Annotated in this window: 15 protein-coding genes; 7 read left to right on the forward strand and 8 right to left on the reverse strand. The window is 71.8% G+C overall.

What is annotated here, in order from left to right; genetic code table 11:
• Nucleotides 1-11: 11 nt before the first annotated feature.
• The 3 genes from ACIBX3_RS43475 to ACIBX3_RS43485 all read right to left on the reverse strand — a co-directional run bounded on the left by ACIBX3_RS43475 (nucleotide 12) and on the right by ACIBX3_RS43485 (nucleotide 4,941).
• On the reverse strand, nucleotides 12-668 hold the full coding sequence (locus tag ACIBX3_RS43475) for a response regulator (RefSeq protein WP_397126470.1): 657 nt from the start codon (nucleotides 666-668) through the stop codon (nucleotides 12-14).
• A 48-nt stretch (nucleotides 669-716) separates the two neighbouring features.
• On the reverse strand, nucleotides 717-3,752 hold the full coding sequence (locus ACIBX3_RS43480; RefSeq protein WP_397126471.1) for a sacsin N-terminal ATP-binding-like domain-containing protein: 3,036 nt from the start codon (nucleotides 3,750-3,752) through the stop codon (nucleotides 717-719).
• Between the two features lie 385 nt (nucleotides 3,753-4,137).
• Nucleotides 4,138-4,941, reverse strand: coding sequence for a DUF3027 domain-containing protein (locus ACIBX3_RS43485; protein WP_397126472.1), 804 nt, complete (start codon nucleotides 4,939-4,941; stop codon nucleotides 4,138-4,140).
• A gap of 276 nt (nucleotides 4,942-5,217) precedes the next feature.
• On the opposite strand from ACIBX3_RS43485, the gene ACIBX3_RS43490 reads away from it, so the two are divergent.
• The gene (locus ACIBX3_RS43490) at nucleotides 5,218-6,774 is read left to right on the forward strand and encodes an MFS transporter (protein ID WP_397126473.1); all 1,557 of its coding nucleotides are present in this window, start codon (nucleotides 5,218-5,220) and stop codon (nucleotides 6,772-6,774) included.
• Between the two features lie 16 nt (nucleotides 6,775-6,790).
• Here ACIBX3_RS43490 and ACIBX3_RS43495 read toward each other — a convergent pair whose 3' ends face one another.
• Nucleotides 6,791-7,186: a cold-shock protein gene (locus ACIBX3_RS43495; RefSeq protein WP_397126475.1), complete on the reverse strand. Its 396-nt coding sequence runs from the start codon at nucleotides 7,184-7,186 to the stop codon at nucleotides 6,791-6,793.
• Nucleotides 7,187-7,275: 89 nt separating this feature from the next.
• Nucleotides 7,276-7,896, reverse strand: coding sequence for an HAD family hydrolase (locus tag ACIBX3_RS43500; protein WP_397126476.1), 621 nt, complete (start codon nucleotides 7,894-7,896; stop codon nucleotides 7,276-7,278).
• 100 nt (nucleotides 7,897-7,996) lie between these two features.
• On the opposite strand from ACIBX3_RS43500, the gene ACIBX3_RS43505 reads away from it, so the two are divergent.
• Complete coding sequence (locus tag ACIBX3_RS43505) at nucleotides 7,997-8,392, forward strand: hypothetical protein (RefSeq protein ID WP_397126477.1); 396 nt, start codon at nucleotides 7,997-7,999, stop codon at nucleotides 8,390-8,392.
• Nucleotides 8,393-8,426: 34 nt separating this feature from the next.
• Nucleotides 8,427-9,044 carry a TetR/AcrR family transcriptional regulator gene (locus tag ACIBX3_RS43510; protein ID WP_397126478.1) on the forward strand — a complete coding sequence of 206 codons (618 nt, stop codon included), beginning with the start codon at nucleotides 8,427-8,429 and terminating at the stop codon, nucleotides 9,042-9,044.
• On the opposite strand, the gene ACIBX3_RS43515 is transcribed toward ACIBX3_RS43510, so the two are convergent.
• Nucleotides 9,037-9,876 carry a hypothetical protein gene (locus ACIBX3_RS43515; RefSeq protein WP_397126479.1) on the reverse strand — a complete coding sequence of 280 codons (840 nt, stop codon included), beginning with the start codon at nucleotides 9,874-9,876 and terminating at the stop codon, nucleotides 9,037-9,039. The two genes, ACIBX3_RS43510 and ACIBX3_RS43515, sit on opposite strands and share 8 nt — an antisense overlap.
• A 45-nt stretch (nucleotides 9,877-9,921) precedes the next feature.
• Here ACIBX3_RS43515 and ACIBX3_RS43520 point away from each other — a divergent pair, with 45 nt between their 5' ends.
• Entirely contained in the window at nucleotides 9,922-12,291 is a 2,370-nt protein-coding gene (locus tag ACIBX3_RS43520) for a helicase-associated domain-containing protein (RefSeq protein ID WP_397126480.1), read from the forward strand.
• Here the strand turns inward: ACIBX3_RS43520 and ACIBX3_RS43525 are convergent.
• The gene (locus tag ACIBX3_RS43525; protein WP_397126481.1) at nucleotides 12,288-13,670 is read right to left on the reverse strand and encodes a hypothetical protein; all 1,383 of its coding nucleotides are present in this window, start codon (nucleotides 13,668-13,670) and stop codon (nucleotides 12,288-12,290) included. The genes ACIBX3_RS43520 and ACIBX3_RS43525 overlap by 4 nt on opposite strands.
• 313 nt (nucleotides 13,671-13,983) lie before the next feature.
• On the opposite strand from ACIBX3_RS43525, the gene ACIBX3_RS43530 reads away from it, so the two are divergent.
• From ACIBX3_RS43530 to ACIBX3_RS43540, 3 genes are all read left to right on the forward strand, one after another.
• Nucleotides 13,984-15,462 (forward strand): AMP-binding protein, encoded by a 1,479-nt coding sequence (locus tag ACIBX3_RS43530; RefSeq protein WP_397126482.1) that lies wholly within the window; start codon nucleotides 13,984-13,986, stop codon nucleotides 15,460-15,462.
• A gap of 92 nt (nucleotides 15,463-15,554) precedes the next feature.
• On the forward strand, nucleotides 15,555-15,911 hold the full coding sequence (locus tag ACIBX3_RS43535; RefSeq protein WP_397126483.1) for a hypothetical protein: 357 nt from the start codon (nucleotides 15,555-15,557) through the stop codon (nucleotides 15,909-15,911).
• Between the two features lie 66 nt (nucleotides 15,912-15,977).
• Complete coding sequence (locus ACIBX3_RS43540; protein ID WP_397126484.1) at nucleotides 15,978-17,630, forward strand: DNA repair helicase XPB; 1,653 nt, start codon at nucleotides 15,978-15,980, stop codon at nucleotides 17,628-17,630.
• A gap of 241 nt (nucleotides 17,631-17,871) precedes the next feature.
• Here the strand turns inward: ACIBX3_RS43540 and ACIBX3_RS43545 are convergent, their stop codons facing one another.
• Nucleotides 17,872-18,204, reverse strand: a complete 333-nt coding sequence (locus ACIBX3_RS43545) for a hypothetical protein (RefSeq protein ID WP_397126485.1) — start codon at nucleotides 18,202-18,204, stop codon at nucleotides 17,872-17,874.
• Nucleotides 18,205-18,393 lie beyond the last annotated feature (189 nt).

Consider the following 18,393-nt stretch of genomic DNA (forward strand, 5'->3'; position numbering starts at 1 on the left):
CCGACCGGGGGTCAGTCCTCGGGCACCAGCCCGGCCTCATGGGCAAGCACCGCCGCCTGTACGCGGTTCCGCAGGTCCAGGCGGGTCAGCATGGCGCTCACATACGCCTTGACCGTCCCCTCCACCAGGAACAGCCGCTCGCCGATCTCTCCGTTGGACAGTCCCGCGGCGACCAGTGCCAGCACCTCCCGCTCACGCGGGCTGAGCACCGCGATCCGCTCCCTCGCCGCCGACTGCCGGCTCATCCGGCCGCCGCTCACCTGCCGGATCACCCGGTGGGCGATCTGCGGCGACAGGAAGGCGGCGCCGCCGTGCACCGCCCGTATCGCCGCCATCAGCTCGTACGGATCGCCCGACTTGAGGAGAAACCCGCTCACCCCGCTGTCCAGCGCCTCGGTGATGTACGCGTCCTCGGAGAACGTCGTCAGCATCACCACCGCCACCTCAGGCACCGCCCGGCGCAGCTCCGTCGCCGCGCCGAGACCGTCCAGCACCGGCATCCGGATATCCAGCAGCGCCACGTCCGGCCGGTGAGCACGCGCCAGCTCCAGCGCCTCGCGCCCGTCGCCCGCCTCCGCCACCACCTCGATATCCGGGGCGGCGGCCAGAATGGCCCGCACCCCCGCCCGCACCATCGTCTCGTCGTCGGCGAGCAGCACCTTGATCACAACCTCAGACGCTACCCATGACTGGACGCCGGCGGGCGGGATCCGGCGTCAGGACAAGTCGGCCTCCGCCAGCAGCAGCGGCACCGACGCGGGGTCGCGGAGCAGGGCGGCCACCGCGAGCCGGTCGTTCCACTGCCCGGTGGCCCAGGCCAGGCCTCGGGCCAGCCCGTCCATCCCCGTGCAGTGAACGGCGCCCTCGAAGTAGCGCCACGCGCACTCCACCCCGTCCACCAGCAGCTTCTCGTGCGCCACGTAGGTCTCGGGCGCCGTGGGAAGCAGGGAGCGCACCTCGGCGGGCACCTGCCGCGACTCTCCCTGGGAGGTGACCTCGCCCGTGGTCAGCTCCCCGGCCAGCGGCAGGTCGAGCAGCTCGGACAGCGCCTCGGCCAGATCGTACGGGGCCAGCACGAGCGGCCGGTCCGCGACGAGCTGCAGCAGGTCCGGCGCCTCCACGACCACCACGTCCTCGGCCGGGGCCACCACGATGGCTCCCCGGAGCACCGACCGCACCCGGGACGGCGGCGCCACCCGCGAAGGGTCCACGGCGGCCAGCGCCACCCACAGCGCACGCAACTGGGCCCGGTCCACCTCGATCGACTCGTCGGCCATCAGGTCCAGGAGCTCCTCAGGACCACCGTGGGAAGCCAGCAGCTCGGCGAGGGTGGTGCGCACGCCGAGCATCGACAGCGCGCCCTCGTCGAGCCCCACGGGCGCGTCGGCGTACAGGCCCTGCAGGAGCGGGTCGGCCCCGGGGAGCCGCAACTGCAGCGGCTTGCGCCCGCCGAGCACCGGATGGTGGGCCAGCCACCACGCCGTGTAGGAGGGCACCTCGACGCCCGCCAGGCGCAGCGGGTGGAGCGCGGACCGCAGCGGCGGCCTGGTGAGCAGCTCCAGCGCGGCCGGCCAGTCGGCCACCAGCTCCAGATCGCGCACGGCCGTGAACTCGGGGACCAGCGGCGGCACGTCCAGCTCAGGCAGCAGGTCGAGCACGTGGTCGAGCCAGTCGTCCTCGCCGTCCAGGTCGTGGTCGCACTCGTCGTGGTCGAGCAGCACGTCGGCGTCCTGCACCATCGCGAACCCGTCGAGCACCCCCGCCGCGGCCAGCACCCGCGCGCCGTAGGTCTCCTCCAGCTCGGCGGCGGCCACCCCGAGGTGCGTGCCGGACTCCAGCACGCCGGCCAGCGCCCCGTCGGCCAGCATGAGCTCACCGGCCGGGTAAAGCTCGCCGTCGGTGCCGGGCAGGGCCAGCTCGGCCAGCCAGGGCGCCTCGCCGGCCACCAGCCCGGCGGCCTCGACCAGGGACAACACGGCCCGCGCGATGGGCTCGGGGTCCGGGCTGTCGAGAGACTGCGAGACGGCGGCCTTGGTCAGCGGGTCGTCGAGGATGGTCCTGGGCGTGGCCTCGGCGGCGCCCAGCCGGAGCAGTGCGGGATGGGCGGCGTCCGGGTGCACGATGCGCAGGCCGAGCGGGGTCAGGTCCAGCTCCGCCCCGCCGTCGGTCAGGATGAGCGTGCCGCGCGGCCCGCGTACGAGCCGGCCGTCGGTCAGCGGCACCGGCAGGGCGCCTAGCGACTCGGGGTCGTCGGCGGGCAGCACGTCGTACAACGAGCGCCACCACGACGGCTCCCGCGCGTCCGCGGCCTCGCCGGACAGCAGGTCCACCACGTCGGACAGCTCGACCCTGCGTACACCGAGCGCCGCCATGGCGGAGTGCCGCGGCGGCCACCCGGCGGGCAGCAGCCCCGGCACGAAGTCGGCGACCGTGGCCAGCAGCTCCGCCGACCCGGCCGCCAGCACGGCCGCCTCACGGCCCGCGACCACCCATCCGCCGGCCTCCGGCTCCGGTGCCGGGTGCTCGACCTGCCACTCGGCGTCCGGCTCGTAGACCTCCACGTCGGCGAACGACGGCGTCTGCACGGCCGGAGCGGGCGCGGACAGGGCGGGCAGCAGGGGCGTGCCGGGCAGCCGGTCGAGCACGGCCCGGCGGATCCTGGCGTCGAGCTCGCCCTTGCCCATCAGGGAGGGCACGAGGTCCAGCAGCTTGGACGTGCGCGGCAGCTCGCGCAGCAGCTTGACGTAGGCGTCGGCGGCCCGCTCGACGAGGAACTCGGCCAGAGGTCCCTTGGCGACGTGGCGCCGGTCGGTGGCCATCGGGAACGACGCGATCAGCAGCGCGGGCAGATCGAGCGGCTCGTCGCTGGGAGTGGGGGCGTGCACGACGGGCGGCACCGTGCCGGGCAGCGGTCCCGGCTCCCCGGTGCCGGTCACGGGCACCGCCCAGCGCAGCGACCAGTAGGGGCGGGAGCGCTCCTCGGTGGGCCGGTCGGCGAACAACTCGGCCGTCTCGCCCGGAGTGAACTCACCGGACTCCGACACCACATGCCAGCCGTCGGCGACGACGTTGCGTACGGACCCGTCGATCTCGATCTCGATGACCTCGAGCGCGGGCATGCCGAGCAGCAACGCGGGGCTGGTCTCCGCCAGCATGCGCCGGACCGTCTCCACGGTGGCCTGGTCGCGCAGCGGCAGGCGGACGAGCGTGTCGAACCCCTCGGGGATGTCGACCATGGGCGGCTCGTCGAACGGCAGCCTGAGCAGCGGCACGTGCCCGGAGCGGTCGGCGAGCTCGCCCGCCAGCGCGGGGATCTCGGCGACCAGGGCGGCGGTCTCCGTACGGGACCAGCGAACGGCGCCGCTCCCGCGCGAGCCGATGGACGGCGAGTCGGTGACCGAGACCACCGCAGCGAACCCGACTCCGAAACGGCCCGCCGCGCCCGCCTCGTCACGTTTGCCGGAAGCACGCAGCGTGGACAAGCTCTGCACGCCGGTGGCGTCGAGCGACGCGCCGGTGTTGGCGGCCGTGAGCACCTCACCGCGCAATGTCAGCCGCAGCACCCCTGGCACGCCTGCGCGCAGCGCCGCGTCGGCGGCGTTCTGAGCGAGCTCGACGATCAGCCGGTCGCGGTAGCCGCCGAGCGCGAAGTCCTCCTCGGCGTTGGCGTCCTCGCGGAACCTGGCGGGCGAGGCCGTCCAGGCGGCGAGAACGGCGGCTCGCATCCGGTCACAGCCAAAGGTGTCGGTCATCGGTCACGATCCTGTGTTGTCGATAGGGGGCCACGGTAGGTTAGCGGCCCGCGGCGACAGGAACCGCCAACATCGACCACCCGCCATCCCGATGATCCGCCGGCCGGCCCAGCCCTCCGGCTGCCCGCCCCGCCGGCCAACTGCCCACCGGGCCACCGGGCAATCAACCGCGGCCGACCGGCCACCCGTCGGGACGGCGAGCTCTCCCGCCGCGCGAACACGCCCAAGATCGCACCCTCGCAGCCGCCGGCCCCGTGCAGGTCCACCGCCGATCCGGGCAGTTCGTGGGCCGGTGACGGTGCCGGCCGGAAGCCCGGCTGACGGCAGCGCCGACCGTAGCCGCGGTCCGTGGCCGCGGTCCGTGCCGTGGGGCGCGGGTGTCCGGTCAGGAGTGACCGAGCTCCTCAGAGGCGGATTCGTCGACCGAGCCGGCTCCCTCCTCCTCCATGAGGTCATAGCCCAAGTCGTCGAGAATCGGGATGGCCTGCTCCACGGGCGGCGGCAGGACAGCGGCCTCCGAATGGGCGCCGCAACCATGATCGGCGGCCACGACCTTGCCGTCGTCCGGCGCGTATTCGTTGGCGCAGACCCCGAACGACAACCGGAGCTCACCTGAGAGCAACCAGTAGAAGCCGCAGGTGGAGCACTGCGCGGGAGCGGCGTGTGCGATCGGAGTGTGCGGCCCGTGCTCGCCCGCGTGCCAGCGCCTGGCAGCCCGGTCTCTGCCAATGGCCGAGAGCACACGGGCTCGGCCCAGGCCGTACTCGAAAACCGCCTGGTGGTCGGCGTCGTCGTCGACCTCGGTGAAACCCGGCGCCAGCCGGTCGTCGTCCTCCGGGGTGGGCAGCAGGTCGCCCACGCCGAGGTCGCCGGGGCGCAGGCGCTCGCTCCACGGCAGCCATTCGGGCGCGAGCAGCGCTCCGGAGCCGGGGAGCAGGACGGCCTCGCTGACCGTGACCTTCTTGGCCCGCGAGGCGCGCGTGACCGTGATGGCCCAGCGCCAGCCGCGGTAGGCCCGGTCGAGGCAGGCGAAGTAGTGGGTGACGATCCTGTCGCCCTCGCTCTCATAGCCGAGGTGCTCGCCGGGCTCGCCCGGCCGCGCTAGCTCCTCGGCCGCGGCACGCGCCAGATCGACCGCGGCGACACAAGCCTGGTCGGGAGCGGGGACGCGGGCCCTGGTGCGGCTCATCGGGCCGCCTCCGCCGAAAGGTGCTGTTCGCTCACACTTCATTCTCACCCATGACCGGACCTGGACGGGCCCACAACGGCCGATCCTCCCCGTCTGACAGACGATTCGCGGTAGACCGGCTCCCCCGCGACGAACATCTGACGGACATCTGACGGACCCCATGCGGGGCCCCATCCGGCCCGGTTTGGCCGGATTCTCCCCGCGGCAGGAACCCGACGGGCCCACAACGGGGATCCGCCTCCGACTCCACGGACGAATCAGGTAAGACTGGTAGGCGTGGAGGGTGGCTGGGAGCGGGCACGCCAGATCACGCGGCGCGTAGGGCGCGGAGTCGCCGACGCCGGCCGTGCGACGGCGCGTGCCGGCATGGCCACGGCCAGCGGGACCGCGCGGGCGGGCAAAGCCACCGCCACGGGCGCCAGAAAGGTCGGCAAAGCCACGCGCCGGCTCACGTACGCCAACGGCGCGGGCCGCACCGGGCTCGGCCGGCTGATCGAGCTGTCGGCGGGCAACAGCGCCGGCGACGCGATGGTGACGGTGGCGCTGGCGAGCACGGTCTTCTTCGGCGTGCCCGTCGGCGAGGCCCGCGGCTCGGTGGCCCTCTACCTGGTCATCACGATGTTGCCGTTCGGGCTGCTGGCGCCGTTCGTCGGGCCGATTCTCGACAAGTTCAGGTCCGGCCGCCGCTACGTGATGGCGGGCACGCTGTTCGGGCGGGGCCTGTTGTGTTTCGCGATGGCGGCCGCGGTCGGCCCGGGTGACCTGCCGACGTTGTTCATCGGGGCGCTGGGCGTGCTGGTGCTGTCGAAGGCATACAACGTGTCGCGGGCGGCGATCATGCCGAACGTGCTGCCCGCCGACATCACGCTGGTGTCGGCGAACGCGCGGGTGGCGCTGTTCACACTGGTCTCGGCCGGGGTGGCGGTGCCGGTGGGCGCGGGACTGACCGCGTGGCTGGGCAGCGCCGCGGTGCTGCGCATCGCGATGGTGGGCTTCCTGCTGCTCGGCGTCGTCGCGGTACGCCTGCCGCGCCACGTCGACTCCCCCGAACTGGAGGAAGAAGGCGAGTCGCCCCGCTGGCGCACCCTGCTCAAGGTCGGCCCCGCGGTCGCCGAGGCCGTCTGGGTCAACGTGGCCATCCGCGTCTTCTCCGGCTTCCTGCTGTTCTTCCTGCTGTTCCTGGTGCAGGACAAGGCGGTGCCGTGGCTGGCGGTGAACCAGCCGTGGGCGCAGGACCCGTTCTTCGACATCCCCAAGACGATCGCGCTGCTCGCGGCCGCGGCCGGGCTGGGCGGCCTGGCCGGCGCCGTGGTGGCGAACTGGACGCGTAACCACGCCCCCCAGCTGATCGTGCTGGTGACGCTGGCCGTGACCGTCGTGACCGCCGTCGTGACCGCGATCTTCTTCGGGCTGTGGACCGCGCTGGCGATCTCGCTGATCACGGCGTTCGCGCAGGAGCTGGGCAAGCTCGCGCTCGACGCGATCGTGCAGCGGGAGATCGGCGAGGAGGTGCGCTCGTCCACGTTCGGCGTGGTCGAGGCGTTGCTCCAGCTCGCCTGGGTGTTCGGCGGACTGATCGGACTGGTGCTCTCACTGACCCAGAGCAGCCTCGCCGGGCTCGTCACGCTGGCCGTGGCGCTGACCGCCGCGCTCGGCTGGCTGCTTTTCGCCAGGATGAAGCGAGTACGCGCGACCAAGGCCAAGCTGGCCAGGCAACGGGCCGAGGCGGCCGAGGCCCCCGAGCCCGAGCGGCCCGCGGGACCGGCCGAGCGCGGCCCGCAGCGGGGCGACACGCTCGACCAGACCAAACCGCTGACCAACCCGCACGGCTGACCGGCCGGCCGCCGGATCAGGCGTCGAGGTCGTCGGCGAGAGCTCGGAGCACCTGCGCGATCTTCTTGGCGTGCGGCGCGTCCGGGTGCTTGCCCCTGCGGTAGCTGCTGGAGACATCGTCGAGCAGCTTGATCAGGTCCTCGACGATGACCACCATCTCGTCCGGCTTCTTCCGCTTGCCCTTGGGCTTCGGCTTGGCCAGGGTCGGCGGCTGCTCCAGAATCCTGACGGACAGCGCCTGCTGGCCGCGGCGGCCCTCGGCCACGCCGAACTCGACCTTCTGGCCGGGCTTGAGCGGGCCTGCGCCCGTGGGCAGCGCGGAAGAATGCACGAAGACCTCACCGCCGTCGTCACGGGTGAGGAAGCCGAATCCCTTGTCGGCGTCGTACCACTTGACCTTGCCACTCGGCACAGGAGGACCTCGTTCAAACAGTCGAAAAGCTGGATGGATGTAGGTTATGCCCCGAAGGGCGTCGGGGCGACCGGGTAAATGCCGGGGAATTATCGGAGTTCATCGCGTTCGTGCCAGACGGTGTACCAGGCGGCGAATTCGGTCAGGTCGGCCAAGGCCACATCCGCACCGTGATCACGCAGCTCTCCCACCGTGTAGGGGCCGGTCGCGACCGCCACGCTCACGGCGCCGCCCGCGCGTGCCGCCTCGATGTCCGCGACATGGTCACCAACATAGGCCGCCGCGCCGAACCGCGCGAGTGCCGCGCCTTTGCCGGCGCCGAAAACCGAGCCGACGACCTCGTCCACGACGAGGCCGAGCATCTCGACCGTGCCGACGGCGTCCCGCTGGTTCTTGGCGGTCACCACGATGACCCGGCCACCGGCGGCGCGTACTGCCGCGACCGCGTCGTGCGCCCCCGCCATGGCGGTGTGCACCGGAACCCCCATGTCCGGATAGATCTCCCGATACAGGGCCGCCGCCGCGGCGACCTCGTCGGCCGGCAGCCAGTTGGCCAGCTCGACCTCCAGCGGCGGGCCGAGCCGCGACACCACGGCCGCGCTGTCGATCGGCACGCCCAAACGCACGGACAGCTCGTCGTAAACAGCCGCGATGCCCGCCCGCGTATCCGCCAATGTCATGTCCAGGTCGAATCCCACCGAAGTCGTCACATGTGCAGGATGCCAAACAGTCCTCTACCCCGCGTAACGCCCCTTGTTGTGGGACCGTTGGAATGGGAAGAAAGGAATTACTTATCGGAGAGGAGCGGCCGTGACCGATTCCCCCAAACCGCCACAGGCCGGAGACCGTCTCGTCGCCTCGTCCGCTCCCGCGCGTCTCCACCGCCCCGCCAGGCCCGGCGGAGCGCCGGTCACGATGTGGCGCCGGATCGTGTCGTCCGCGGCGTACCTGGTGCGGCTGGCCTCCAAGGTGGCCGCGCTCTCGCTGATCCTGTACGCGCTGTTCACGGTGTTCAGGGCCAACCCCGCCAACGTCTGGTACCAGTTCGTCGAATCGCTCGCCGCATGGCTGTCCCTGGGCCTGGCCAACCTGTTCCAGCTCGCCGACCCGCGCTGGACGACCCTGGTGAACTACGGCCTCGCCGCGGTCGTATGGCTGATCATGGGCTCGGCGCTGGCGAGCCTGATCCGGCGCGCCGCTCCATAAGCACTACTCTCCTTGCGGAGGTATCAGGATAGACATGACCAGATCGACCCGTGAGCGGATCATCGATGAGTCCCTGCGGCTGTTCGCCGAGCGGGGCTACTCCGCCACTTCCGTGGCCGAGATCGAGGCCGCCTCAGGGCTGTCTCCCGGCGCCGGAGGGCTCTACAGGCACTTCAAGTCGAAGTACGAGGTGCTCGCCGCGGCGATCAACGAGCATGCCGCCCGTACCAGGATCCAGGTGGCCGAGAGCCTGGCCGAGCTGAGCGCCATGGAGTCCTCGGTGGACCTGGAGGAGCGCCTGTCCCACGTCTGCCGCGCCGGGCTGGCCAAGGTCCGCGAGGAGTCCGAGCTGACCCGGGTGTTCTTCCGTGACCTGAGCCAGTTCCCCGAGCTGGTCGCCGTCGTACGCGAAGGGCTGCTGCAGCCCATGTTCGACGCGATCGTCACCTGGTTCCGCGCCCAGCCCGAATACCGCGACGCCCAACTCGACTGGGCCGGCATCTCGACGGTGCTCGGCGGCGCCGTGGTGCACTACCGGCTGGTCCAGGAGACAGTGGGCGAGTTGCCGGGACATGCGGACAAGGACCAGTTCGTCGCCGCCTGGGTGCGCCTGGCGGTCGGCCTGCTGCCGAGCCCGGCGCCGGTCAGCTGACGTCGAGCAGCCGATAGGCCAGCCAGGCCACGCCCACGCCCGTACCGATCATGAACATCGTGCCGCTCACGGACCAGAACTGGGTCAGGAACACCTCCAGCCCCGGCGCGCTCCCCACGCGCAAACCGCCCACGAGCACCCCGCCGAGCGTGTAGCCGAGCAGCGGCGCGCCGACCCCGAGGAACCGGTCGCGCGGCTGCCAGCTCGCGCTGAACAGCACGATCACGGCGCCGCCCGCCCACACCACCAAGGGGATCGGGAAGATCGCCAGCAGTGGCAGATCGAACGGCACCAGCAGCGCCGCCACCACCAGGATCACCATCGCGGCCGTCTCCCGCGGGTGCTCCTTGACGATGGTCCTGGCGTCCCTGCCTCCGGTGGCCATCGGATTCGCGCTGAACATGGCCGCCCTGCGCAGACCCGCGAACGGCAGCCCCCGCCCCGGCGACTCGCCGACCCGCTCCTGCGCGATCCTCCGGTACGTCCGCACGCCCGGCGGCGCGTCCCGGTCGTCGACGATCGCGGGGAAGCGCCTCGTGGAACCCGGCTCCTCCGGCGCGGGCTTCCCGGCATCCGGAGCCTCGCGCCGTTCGGCGGCGGCGGCCTCGGCCAGCCTGCGTGCCTCGCGCTCCACCAGCGCGACCGGGTCGCCGAACCTGGCCAGCACCTTCGCCACGTCGCGGGCGTTCTGGCTGCCGTGCCGCTCCTGCTCGATCCTGGCGCGCAGCCGCCGGGCGAAGTCGAGGCGCTGGTCGGGCCGCAGCACGCCGTGGGCCGCGTCGGCGGCCTTGGAGACGTAGTTCAGCACGAGCTGGTCCGCGCGCTCTATCACGCCTAGCAATGCTGCCCCAATCAGGGGGGACATACCATGGCAACGATGGAGTTCACGGAGTGGATCAGGGGGCGCACCGACGAACAGCTGCGGGCGCTCGTCTCCGCGCGTCCCGAGTTGATCACTCCGGTGCCCGCGCACCTGGAGGGTCTGGCGTCGCGTGCGGCCAGCCCGTCGGCGGTCGGCAGGGCGCTCGACCGGCTCGACCGTTTCACGCTCGCCGTCGTCGAGACGCTGGCCGTGATGGACGGCCCGATGCCCAAGGAACGGCTGCGCGGCCTCATCGCCGCGGCCCTGGCCCGCACCGAGCCGGAGACGGGTGGCCGCCCGGAGGCCGGTGGCGTCGAGCCGGAGCCCGCGTTGTCGGCCGCGCTCGACCGGCTGCGCGACCTCGCCCTGGTCTACGGCCCCGACGACGCGCTCGACCTCGGCCCCGGCGTACGCAAGGTCCTGGAGGACCCGGCCGGGCTGGGCCCGCGGGCGGTGGACGCGTTTCGTCATCACTCGCCCGAGCAACTCGACGAGATGGCCGACGACGTCGCCCCGGGCACCACGGGCTCGGGCAAGGAACGCCTGGCGGCCGCGCTGGCCCACCCCGACGCGCTGGTCAAGGAGGTGTCGCCGGAGGCCAGGGGCGCGCTCGACCAGCTCGCCTGGGGCCCGCCGACCGGCCGCGTGCCCAACGCGCGGCGCGAGGTGCGCCTGGCCTCGGCCCGTTCCCCCATCGAGGAGCTGCTGGCCCGCGGCCTGCTGGCCGCGACCGGCGAGGAGAGCGTGACGCTGCCCCGGGAGGTCGGCCTCCACCTGCGCGGCGGGCGGGTGCACCGGAACCTGCCGGCCGTGCCGCCGCCGCTCGAAGGGGTCGCCCGCGACCGGGAGCTGGCCGACCGGACCGCGGCGGGGCAGGCGTTCTCGTTCGTCAGGGCGGTCGAGGAGCTGTGCGAGCGGTGGAGCATCGAGCCGCCGGGCGTGCTGCGTACCGGCGGGTTGGGCGTGCGGGACATGAAGCGCACGGCGACCGAGCTCGACCTGCCCGAGTGGGTGGCGGCGCTGGTCGTCGAGGTGGCGCACGCGGCCGGGCTGATCGCGGCCGGCGGCGGGGTGGACGGCGAGTGGATGCCGACCTCCGGCTACGACCTGTGGCGGGTCAGGGGCACCGCGGACCGGTGGGTGACGCTCGCGGCCACGTGGCTGCAGATGGACCGGGTCCCCGGGCTGGTGGGGGAGCGGGACGAGCGGGACAGGCCGCTCAACGCCCTGCACACCGATCTGCGCCGTTCGCCCGCGCCGGCCGTCCGCGCGGCCACGCTGGGCGTGCTGGCGGCGGCGCCGGGCCTGGCGCCCGCGCGCGACTCCGTGCTCGAACGGCTGGCGTGGGAGCAGCCCAGACGCCGTGGCCCACTGCGTGAGCAGCTCATCGAGTTCGCGTTGCGCGAGGCCGAGCAGGTCGGCGTGACCGGCCTGGGCACGCTGTCCGCGCACGGGCGCGCGCTGATCGAGAGCGGCGACGCGGCAGGCCTGCTGGCGCCGCTGCTGCCGGAGCCGGTCGATCACGTGCTGCTGCAGGCCGACCTGACCGCCGTCGCGCCGGGGCCGCTCACGAGCGAGCTCAACCGCTGGATGACGCTCACCGCCGACGTCGAGTCGAAGGGCGGCGCCACGGTCTACCGGTTCAGCGAGGGCTCCATCCGGCGCGCGCTCGACGCGGGGCACGGCGGCGAGGAGCTGCTGTCGATGCTGGCCCGCCACTCGGCCACGCCGGTGCCACAGGGGCTGTCCTACCTGGTGGCCGACGTGGCGCGGCGGCACGGGCGCATCCGGGTGGGCACCGCCGGCGCGTACATCCGCTGCGACGACCCCGCGCTGCTCGACCAGATCACCGCCGACCGCCGCTCCGCCGCGCTGCGGCTGCGCAGGCTCGCCCCCACCGTGATCGCCTCCCGCTCGTCCAGGGCGGCGCTGGTCGACTCGCTGCGGGCGATGGGGTACGCGCCCGTCGCCGAGTCACTCGACGGCGACGTGATCATCTCCCAGCTCGACAGCCGTCGTACCGAGGGGGTGGCGCCGGTGCGCGCCGTGGCGTCGGCCAACGGCATCGACCCCGAGGTGGCGACCGCGGCCGTACGCGCGCTGCGGGCCGGGGACGCGGCCCACCTGGCGCGGCGCGAGCCCGTGGACGCCCCGAACGGGCAGGTGCCGCGTGGGCCCGCGACCGCCACGATCTCGGCTCTGCAGGAGGCGATCAAGCAGGGCGTCCGGGTGTGGATCGGCTACCTCGACTCGCAGGGCAACGCGACCTCCCGCATCCTGGAGCCGGCCAGGATGGAGGGCGGCTACCTGACCGCGTACGACGAGACCAGGGCCGCCGTCCACCGCTTCGCCCTGCACCGCATCACGGGCGTCGCCGGTCTTTAGCGAGGGAGCGCCGTCGCCAGCTCGGGCGACTGCTCCAGCAGCAGGTCCAGGGATCGCCGGGCCACCGTCGCGGCGGGGCCGTCGCCGGAGGCCAGCCGCCACAGGCCCGTCACGGAGTCGGCGGGATAGCGGACCGACAGCCCGCCGCCCATCGCCGCGGCCGCCGTCGTCGCCATGCCGTGCCGGGGATCCCGGGCCCACGCCAGCGCCACCCTGAGCGCCTCGGGCGCCAGCGTGTCGTCGGCGCACATGAACGACAAGGTGTCGGCCGCCGCCAGCCGCTCCGCGCCCGTCCCGTTCGCCCACACGTCCAGGAACTCCTGCCGGACGTCCTTCAGCGCGTACGCCGCCAGCGCCGCCACCCCCTCCGCGGCCCGCATCCGGACGTCCGGCCCTTCACCGGCCAGCGACCTGACCCATTCGCGCAGCGGCTGCCACAGCCAGAACCCGTACCGCGCGACCAGCTCGGCCAGCACCCGCTCGCGGTGGCGCGGCGCGCGGAAGGCGACCAGCCCGCCGGAGACCGTGATCAGCGGGTGGCTGTCCGGGGGCGCGTGCGGCCCCGGCTGGTGCGTTCTCCAGCTCCGGTCCAGCCGGGCGAGATGGGCCTCGAAGGCGGGCTCGGCCAGCGGGTGGACGAACGCCAGCACCGCCGCGCCCAGCACCTCCCGCATCCCCGGCTTGGTGTCGAACCAGGCGGCCACCTCCTCCCCCGCCGGCTCCTCGTCCCGCACCAGCCGGTCGGCCAGGCGCACGACGTGGGCGGGCGTCGGCAGGGTCAGCGCCCGGTCCCTGGCCCGGGTCAGCAGCTCGGGCGCCAGTCCCGCGCGCAGGTCGAACGTGCTCACGCACAGGTCGAACAGCTCGCCGGGGTCGGGCGTGACCCACGACTGCTCCACCTCGACCGCCTGCGAGGGGGCGCCGTTCCTGGTGATGACCAGGTAGGAGCCGAGCTCGGCCAGCTTGCGGGCCAGGTTGACCAGGTCGGTCCGATCGGTGCTCGGAGCGATCCAGTCGTGCAGCAGGTACGCCCGGCCGGGACCGTACTCGGTCCTGGACAGCAGGTCGGCGGCGGTGCACGCGGGCGACAGGACGGTGATCCTGCCCTCCGCCAGCGACATGCGCGACAGCAGGGCGATGGCGCCCAGGCGTCTGCCGGTCTCCTCCGCTCCCACGAGGACGAGCAGGTGACGCGCGGCCAGCCGGCGGACGGCGTCCGGGAAGCAGTGCGGCTCCAAGTAGGAGCGCAGGAGGGTGTCGGCCTCCCGGCGGTCCAGGTCCCTGGTGGCGGGCACGGCCACCGCTCGCAACCGGTCGGCGACGGCCGGCTGCGCGAGCATTAAGGTCTCGATCTCGCCTGGTTCAGGCGTGTCGATCACGAAGTCACCTCGCGGCTTGACGAGAAAGTTTTCTACAGAAGATATTTTGATGTAACGAGTTTTTTCTTTTTCTACGAAGCGGTTACGCTGCGTTACCATAGCGCCGCGACCAGGCATTTCATGCAATCTCCCGGCAAGGCCACCGACGCGACCCTTGATCTCCAACATTTACACGATCTAGGCCGACAAGAAAACACAAATAGCCATAGAGGCGGATTAATGCCTATTTACTGATCAGTAGTGCACCGTCCACAATGACTAGTCAAGCCCGTCGAGGCTTGACGGAGAGTCCCGCTGGAACCAGCCTGTGCATGTGACCGACCAAACGCTGGGCCGTCTGGCCGAGGAGTCCTGGGGCCGCTTCGACGACCACGACGCGATGTTCTACGAGGGGGTCTGGCACCGCAGTCACGCGCTTGCCGAGCGGGCGCGCCGGATGTGCGGTGGATTCATCGAGGCCGGGATCCGGCCCGGCGACCGGGTGGTCGTCATGATGGCCAACTCGCCCGAGGTGCCGCTGATCTACCAGGCGCTGTGGGCGGCGGGCGCGGTCGTGACGCCGGTGGTGTTCCTCGTGGGGGCCGAGGAGCTGGGGCACATCCTGCTCGACAGCGGCGCGTCGGCGGTCGTCACCTCGCCCGAGCTGGAGGGGACCGTACGAGCCGCCTCCGCCGGCATCCCCGTGTACGTGGACACGGCCGAGCTGGAGCGGGCCTCCGAGCACGGCCCGGTCCGCAGGGACCCCGGCGACCTGGCCGCGCTCATGTACACGGGCGGCACCACCGGCAAGGCCAAGGGCGTCATGCTCAGCCACCGCGGCCTCTGGCGGGTCGGCAAGGACGCCTGGGACATGTCCCACCAGGAGGGCGTCAACCGCGCGATCGCGCCGGTGCCGCTGTCCCACGCGTACGGGCTGATCGTCTCCGTCGCCTCGATGCACGCCACCGAGCCCCAGCAGTCGGTGCTGATGCGCTGGTTCGACCCGAAGGCGTTCCTGCAACTGGCCGCCGAGCACCGCGTCCAGTACGGCACCGTCGTGCCCGCCATGCTCCAGATGCTGCTCGCCGAGCCGCTCGAGTCGCACCCGCTGCCGGACCTGGCCTACCTCACCTGCGGCGCCGCGCCGCTCGGCAGGGAGACGCTGGAGGAGTTCGAGCGCAGGATGCCGGGCGTGCAGATCCTCGAGGGGTACGGCCTGACCGAGACCAGCGCCGTCACCACGTTCAACCCGCCGGGCCGGCGCAAGGCCGGCAGTGTCGGCCTGTCGCTGCCCGGCTACACGATCATCATCCGCGACGGCTCCGGCGAGGCGATGGAGGTCGGGGACGTCGGCGAGATCTGCGTGTCCGGCGAGTCGCTGATGCTCGGCTACTGGGGCGAGCACGAGCACGACCCCGACGGGACCGCGTTGGTCGGCGACGAGCTGCGGACCGGCGACATCGGGTGCGTGGACGACGACGGCTACCTCTACATCGTGGACAGGAAGAAGGACCTGATCATCCGCGGAGGATTCAACGTGTTCCCGCGCGACGTCGAGGACGCGCTCAACCAGCACCCCGACGTGGTGATGTCGGGCGTGGTCGGCCGCCCCGAGCCGCGCATCGGGGAGGAGGTCGTGGCCTTCGTGCAGCTCAAGCCCGGCGGCACGGCGACGGCCGAGGAGCTGATCGAGTGGGCCCGCGACCGGGTCGGCCGGGTGAAATACCCGCGCGAGATCAGGTTCGTCGACGCCATCCCGGTCACGAGCGTGCTCAAACTCGACCGCAAGGCGCTGCGGGCCCGGCTCGGCTGACGCCTCTCACCAGCGGATCTATGGCAGGATCGCGAACCGCGGTCAGGCACGTCTCAATTCCGTGATAAGTGTTGACGTGTCTGGAGGTGTAGATGAGTCAGCAAGATCCGTCGGGGTATCCGTACCAGCCCTATGGCGTCCCTTACGGTGAGCAGCCTCCCCCGGGATACGGCTACGGCTACGGCCATCCCCCGCCCCGCCGCGACGAAGGCCCGAGCGCCAACGCCATCGTCTCGCTCGTGCTCAACCTCCTCGGCGTCGTCTCGTGCTGCAACATCCTCGGCATCCCTGGCGCGATCCTCGCCGGCCTCGCGATCAGCCGCGCGCGCACCCAGCCCGGCACCGCACGTAGCATGGTGATGTGGAGCTGGGTCCTGTTCGGGCTCGGCTTCGTGCTGGAGATCAGCCTTTTCCTCTTCCTCGGCCTCAACGGCTACCTCGACGACTGATCGATTACCCGTTCCGGGACTGTTCCTGCCGTTGTGCGTGTTGGATAAGGGTCAACCGTAGGAAGGATGTCCGTGAACGACGGCCCGCTCATCGTCCAGTCGGACAAAACGCTGCTGCTCGAGGTCGACCACGACAAGGCCGGCGAATGCCGTAAGGCGATCGCGCCGTTCGCCGAGCTCGAGCGCGCTCCCGAACACGTGCACACCTACCGCGTCACCCCGCTGGCTCTGTGGAACGCCCGCGCCGCCGGCCACGACGCCGAGCAGGTCATCGACGCGCTGATCAGCTACAGCCGCTACCCGGTGCCGCACGCGCTGCTCGTCGACGTCGCCGAGACCATGGCCCGCTACGGCCGGCTGCGGCTGGAGAAGGACCCGGTCAACGGCCTGGTCCTGACCTCCAGCGACCGGGCCGTGCTGGAGGAGGTGCTGCGCTCCAAGAAGATCCAGCCGATGCTGGGCGAGCGGCTCGGCCCCGACTCCGTCGTCGTCCACCCGAGCGACCGGGGCAACGTCAAGCAGGCGCTGCTCAAGCTGGGCTGGCCCGCCGAGGACCTGGCCGGCTACGTCGACGGCGAGCAGCACCCGATCAAGCTGGTGCAGGACGGCTGGGAGCTGCGGCCTTACCAGCAGGATGCCGCCGACGCCTTCTGGCACGGCGGCTCAGGCGTGGTCGTGCTGCCCTGCGGCGCGGGCAAGACCATCGTGGGCGCGGCCGCCATGGCCCACGCCCAGGCCACCACGCTGATCATGGTGACCAACACGGTCTCGGCCCACCAGTGGAAGACCGAGTTGCTCAAGCGCACCTCGCTGACCGAGGACGAGATCGGCGAATACTCCGGCTCGAAGAAGGAGATCCGCCCGGTCACCATCGCGACCTACCAGGTGATGACGACCCGCCGCAAAGGTGTCTACAGCCACCTGGAGCTCTTCGACGCGCGCGACTGGGGGCTGATCGTCTACGACGAGGTGCACCTGCTGCCCGCGCCGATCTTCCGGATGACCGCCGACCTGCAGGCCCGCAGGCGGGTGGGGCTGACCGCGACGCTGGTGCGCGAGGACGGGCGCGAGGGCGACGTGTTCTCGCTCATCGGCCCCAAGCGCTACGACGCGCCCTGGAAGGAGATGGAGAACCAGGGCTGGATCGCGCCGGCCGACTGCGTCGAGGTGCGGGTCACGCTGACGGACGAGGAGCGGCTGGCGTACGCGATGGCCGAGTCCGAGGAGCGCTACCGCTTCTGCGCCACCACGCCGTCCAAGACCCACGTGACCGAGGCGCTGGTTCAGCGGCACCTGGGCGAGCAGGTGCTGGTCATCGGACAATACATCGACCAGCTCGACGAGCTCGGCGAGCACCTCAACGCGCCGGTCATCAAGGGCGAGACCAGGATCAAGGAGCGCGAGCGGCTCTACCAGGCCTTCCGCGACAAGGAGATCCAGGTGCTGGTGGTGTCGAAGGTGGCCAACTTCTCCATCGACCTGCCGGAGGCGGCCATCGCGATCCAGGTGTCGGGGACTTTCGGCTCCCGTCAGGAGGAGGCCCAGCGGCTCGGGCGGGTGCTGCGGCCCAAGGCCGACGGCGGGGGCGCCCGGTTCTACACCGTGGTCAGCAGGGACACCGTCGATCAGGAGTTCGCGGCGCACCGTCAGCGGTTCCTGGCCGAGCAGGGGTACGCGTACCAGATCATCGACGCGGACGACGTGCTCGGCGGGGTGTGAGCGAATGTCCCGGCCGCTCGCCGGAGCGGCCGAGCATTCAGCGTGGTGTCACGTCCACGAGACTCCGCGGGCCGTCGACAATCGAACCACCCCCCTCACCTGCGTACTATCACGCCGCCTGCGGCATACCCTCATGATCCGACGATCCCACCTGATATGCCCTATTTTTTCGGTATTCCCAGGTTGGTTACCTCTGCTGAGGACTCTGCCACGTTCATTACGGTCTGTCCCGCCTGCGGTCCTAGCGGACGAGCATGCCCCCGAGGAACAGCACACCCTCGGCGACGATCCACGAGACCACGCCGGCGCCCATGACCCGGCCGAACGTGCGCGGGTCGTGCCGCGCCCACGGGAGCAGCCAGGCGGCGAGCGTGCAGCAGGCGGCGAGCGCGGCGAACAGCCCGGAGACCGTGGAGACGGTGCCGAGGCGCTGAGAGCACGTGGACGAGTCCTCGCCACCGGCGCAGAACGCCTCCAAGCCCCAGCCGGCGAACACCGACAACCCCCACAGCGCCGCCAGCAGGAAGCTCGCGATCGTTGGGATGATCGGCGAAAACCCTAGCTGAAGCCGCATCACCTCCCATCTCTACCCACCCCGGACAAGCGGCAACCGGCGCCGGTCCCTGCCGCCCGCCGCGCGCTTCACCGTCTTTCAAGGGACGGCCGCCCTGACGGATGGGCCGCGTTAAATCCTTTGGAAGCCCGGCGCGGCCGCGATTAAACTGGCCGATTCGCTGCCTTAACCACCTCCGTTACCCACCAA

Origin of the sequence: Nonomuraea sp. NPDC049480 (assembly GCF_044465905.1) — a bacterium.
Classification (GTDB): Bacteria; Actinomycetota; Actinomycetes; order Streptosporangiales; family Streptosporangiaceae; genus Nonomuraea.

Bases quoted from the DNA above. Each gene is read 5' to 3' on its own strand.
- ACIBX3_RS43480 (WP_397126471.1), bottom strand. From the start codon at position 3,752: ATGACCGACACCTTTGGCTGTGACCGGATGCGAGCCGCCGTTCTCGCC.
- ACIBX3_RS43485 (WP_397126472.1), bottom strand. From the start codon at position 4,941: ATGAGCCGCACCAGGGCCCGCGTCCCCGCTCCCGACCAGGCTTGTGTC.
- ACIBX3_RS43510 (WP_397126478.1), top strand. From the start codon at position 8,427: ATGACCAGATCGACCCGTGAGCGGATCATCGATGAGTCCCTGCGGCTG.
- ACIBX3_RS43520 (WP_397126480.1), top strand. From the start codon at position 9,922: ATGGAGTTCACGGAGTGGATCAGGGGGCGCACCGACGAACAGCTGCGG.
- ACIBX3_RS43535 (WP_397126483.1), top strand. From the start codon at position 15,555: ATGAGTCAGCAAGATCCGTCGGGGTATCCGTACCAGCCCTATGGCGTC.
- ACIBX3_RS43540 (WP_397126484.1), top strand. From the start codon at position 15,978: ATGTCCGTGAACGACGGCCCGCTCATCGTCCAGTCGGACAAAACGCTG.
- ACIBX3_RS43545 (WP_397126485.1), bottom strand. From the start codon at position 18,204: ATGCGGCTTCAGCTAGGGTTTTCGCCGATCATCCCAACGATCGCGAGC.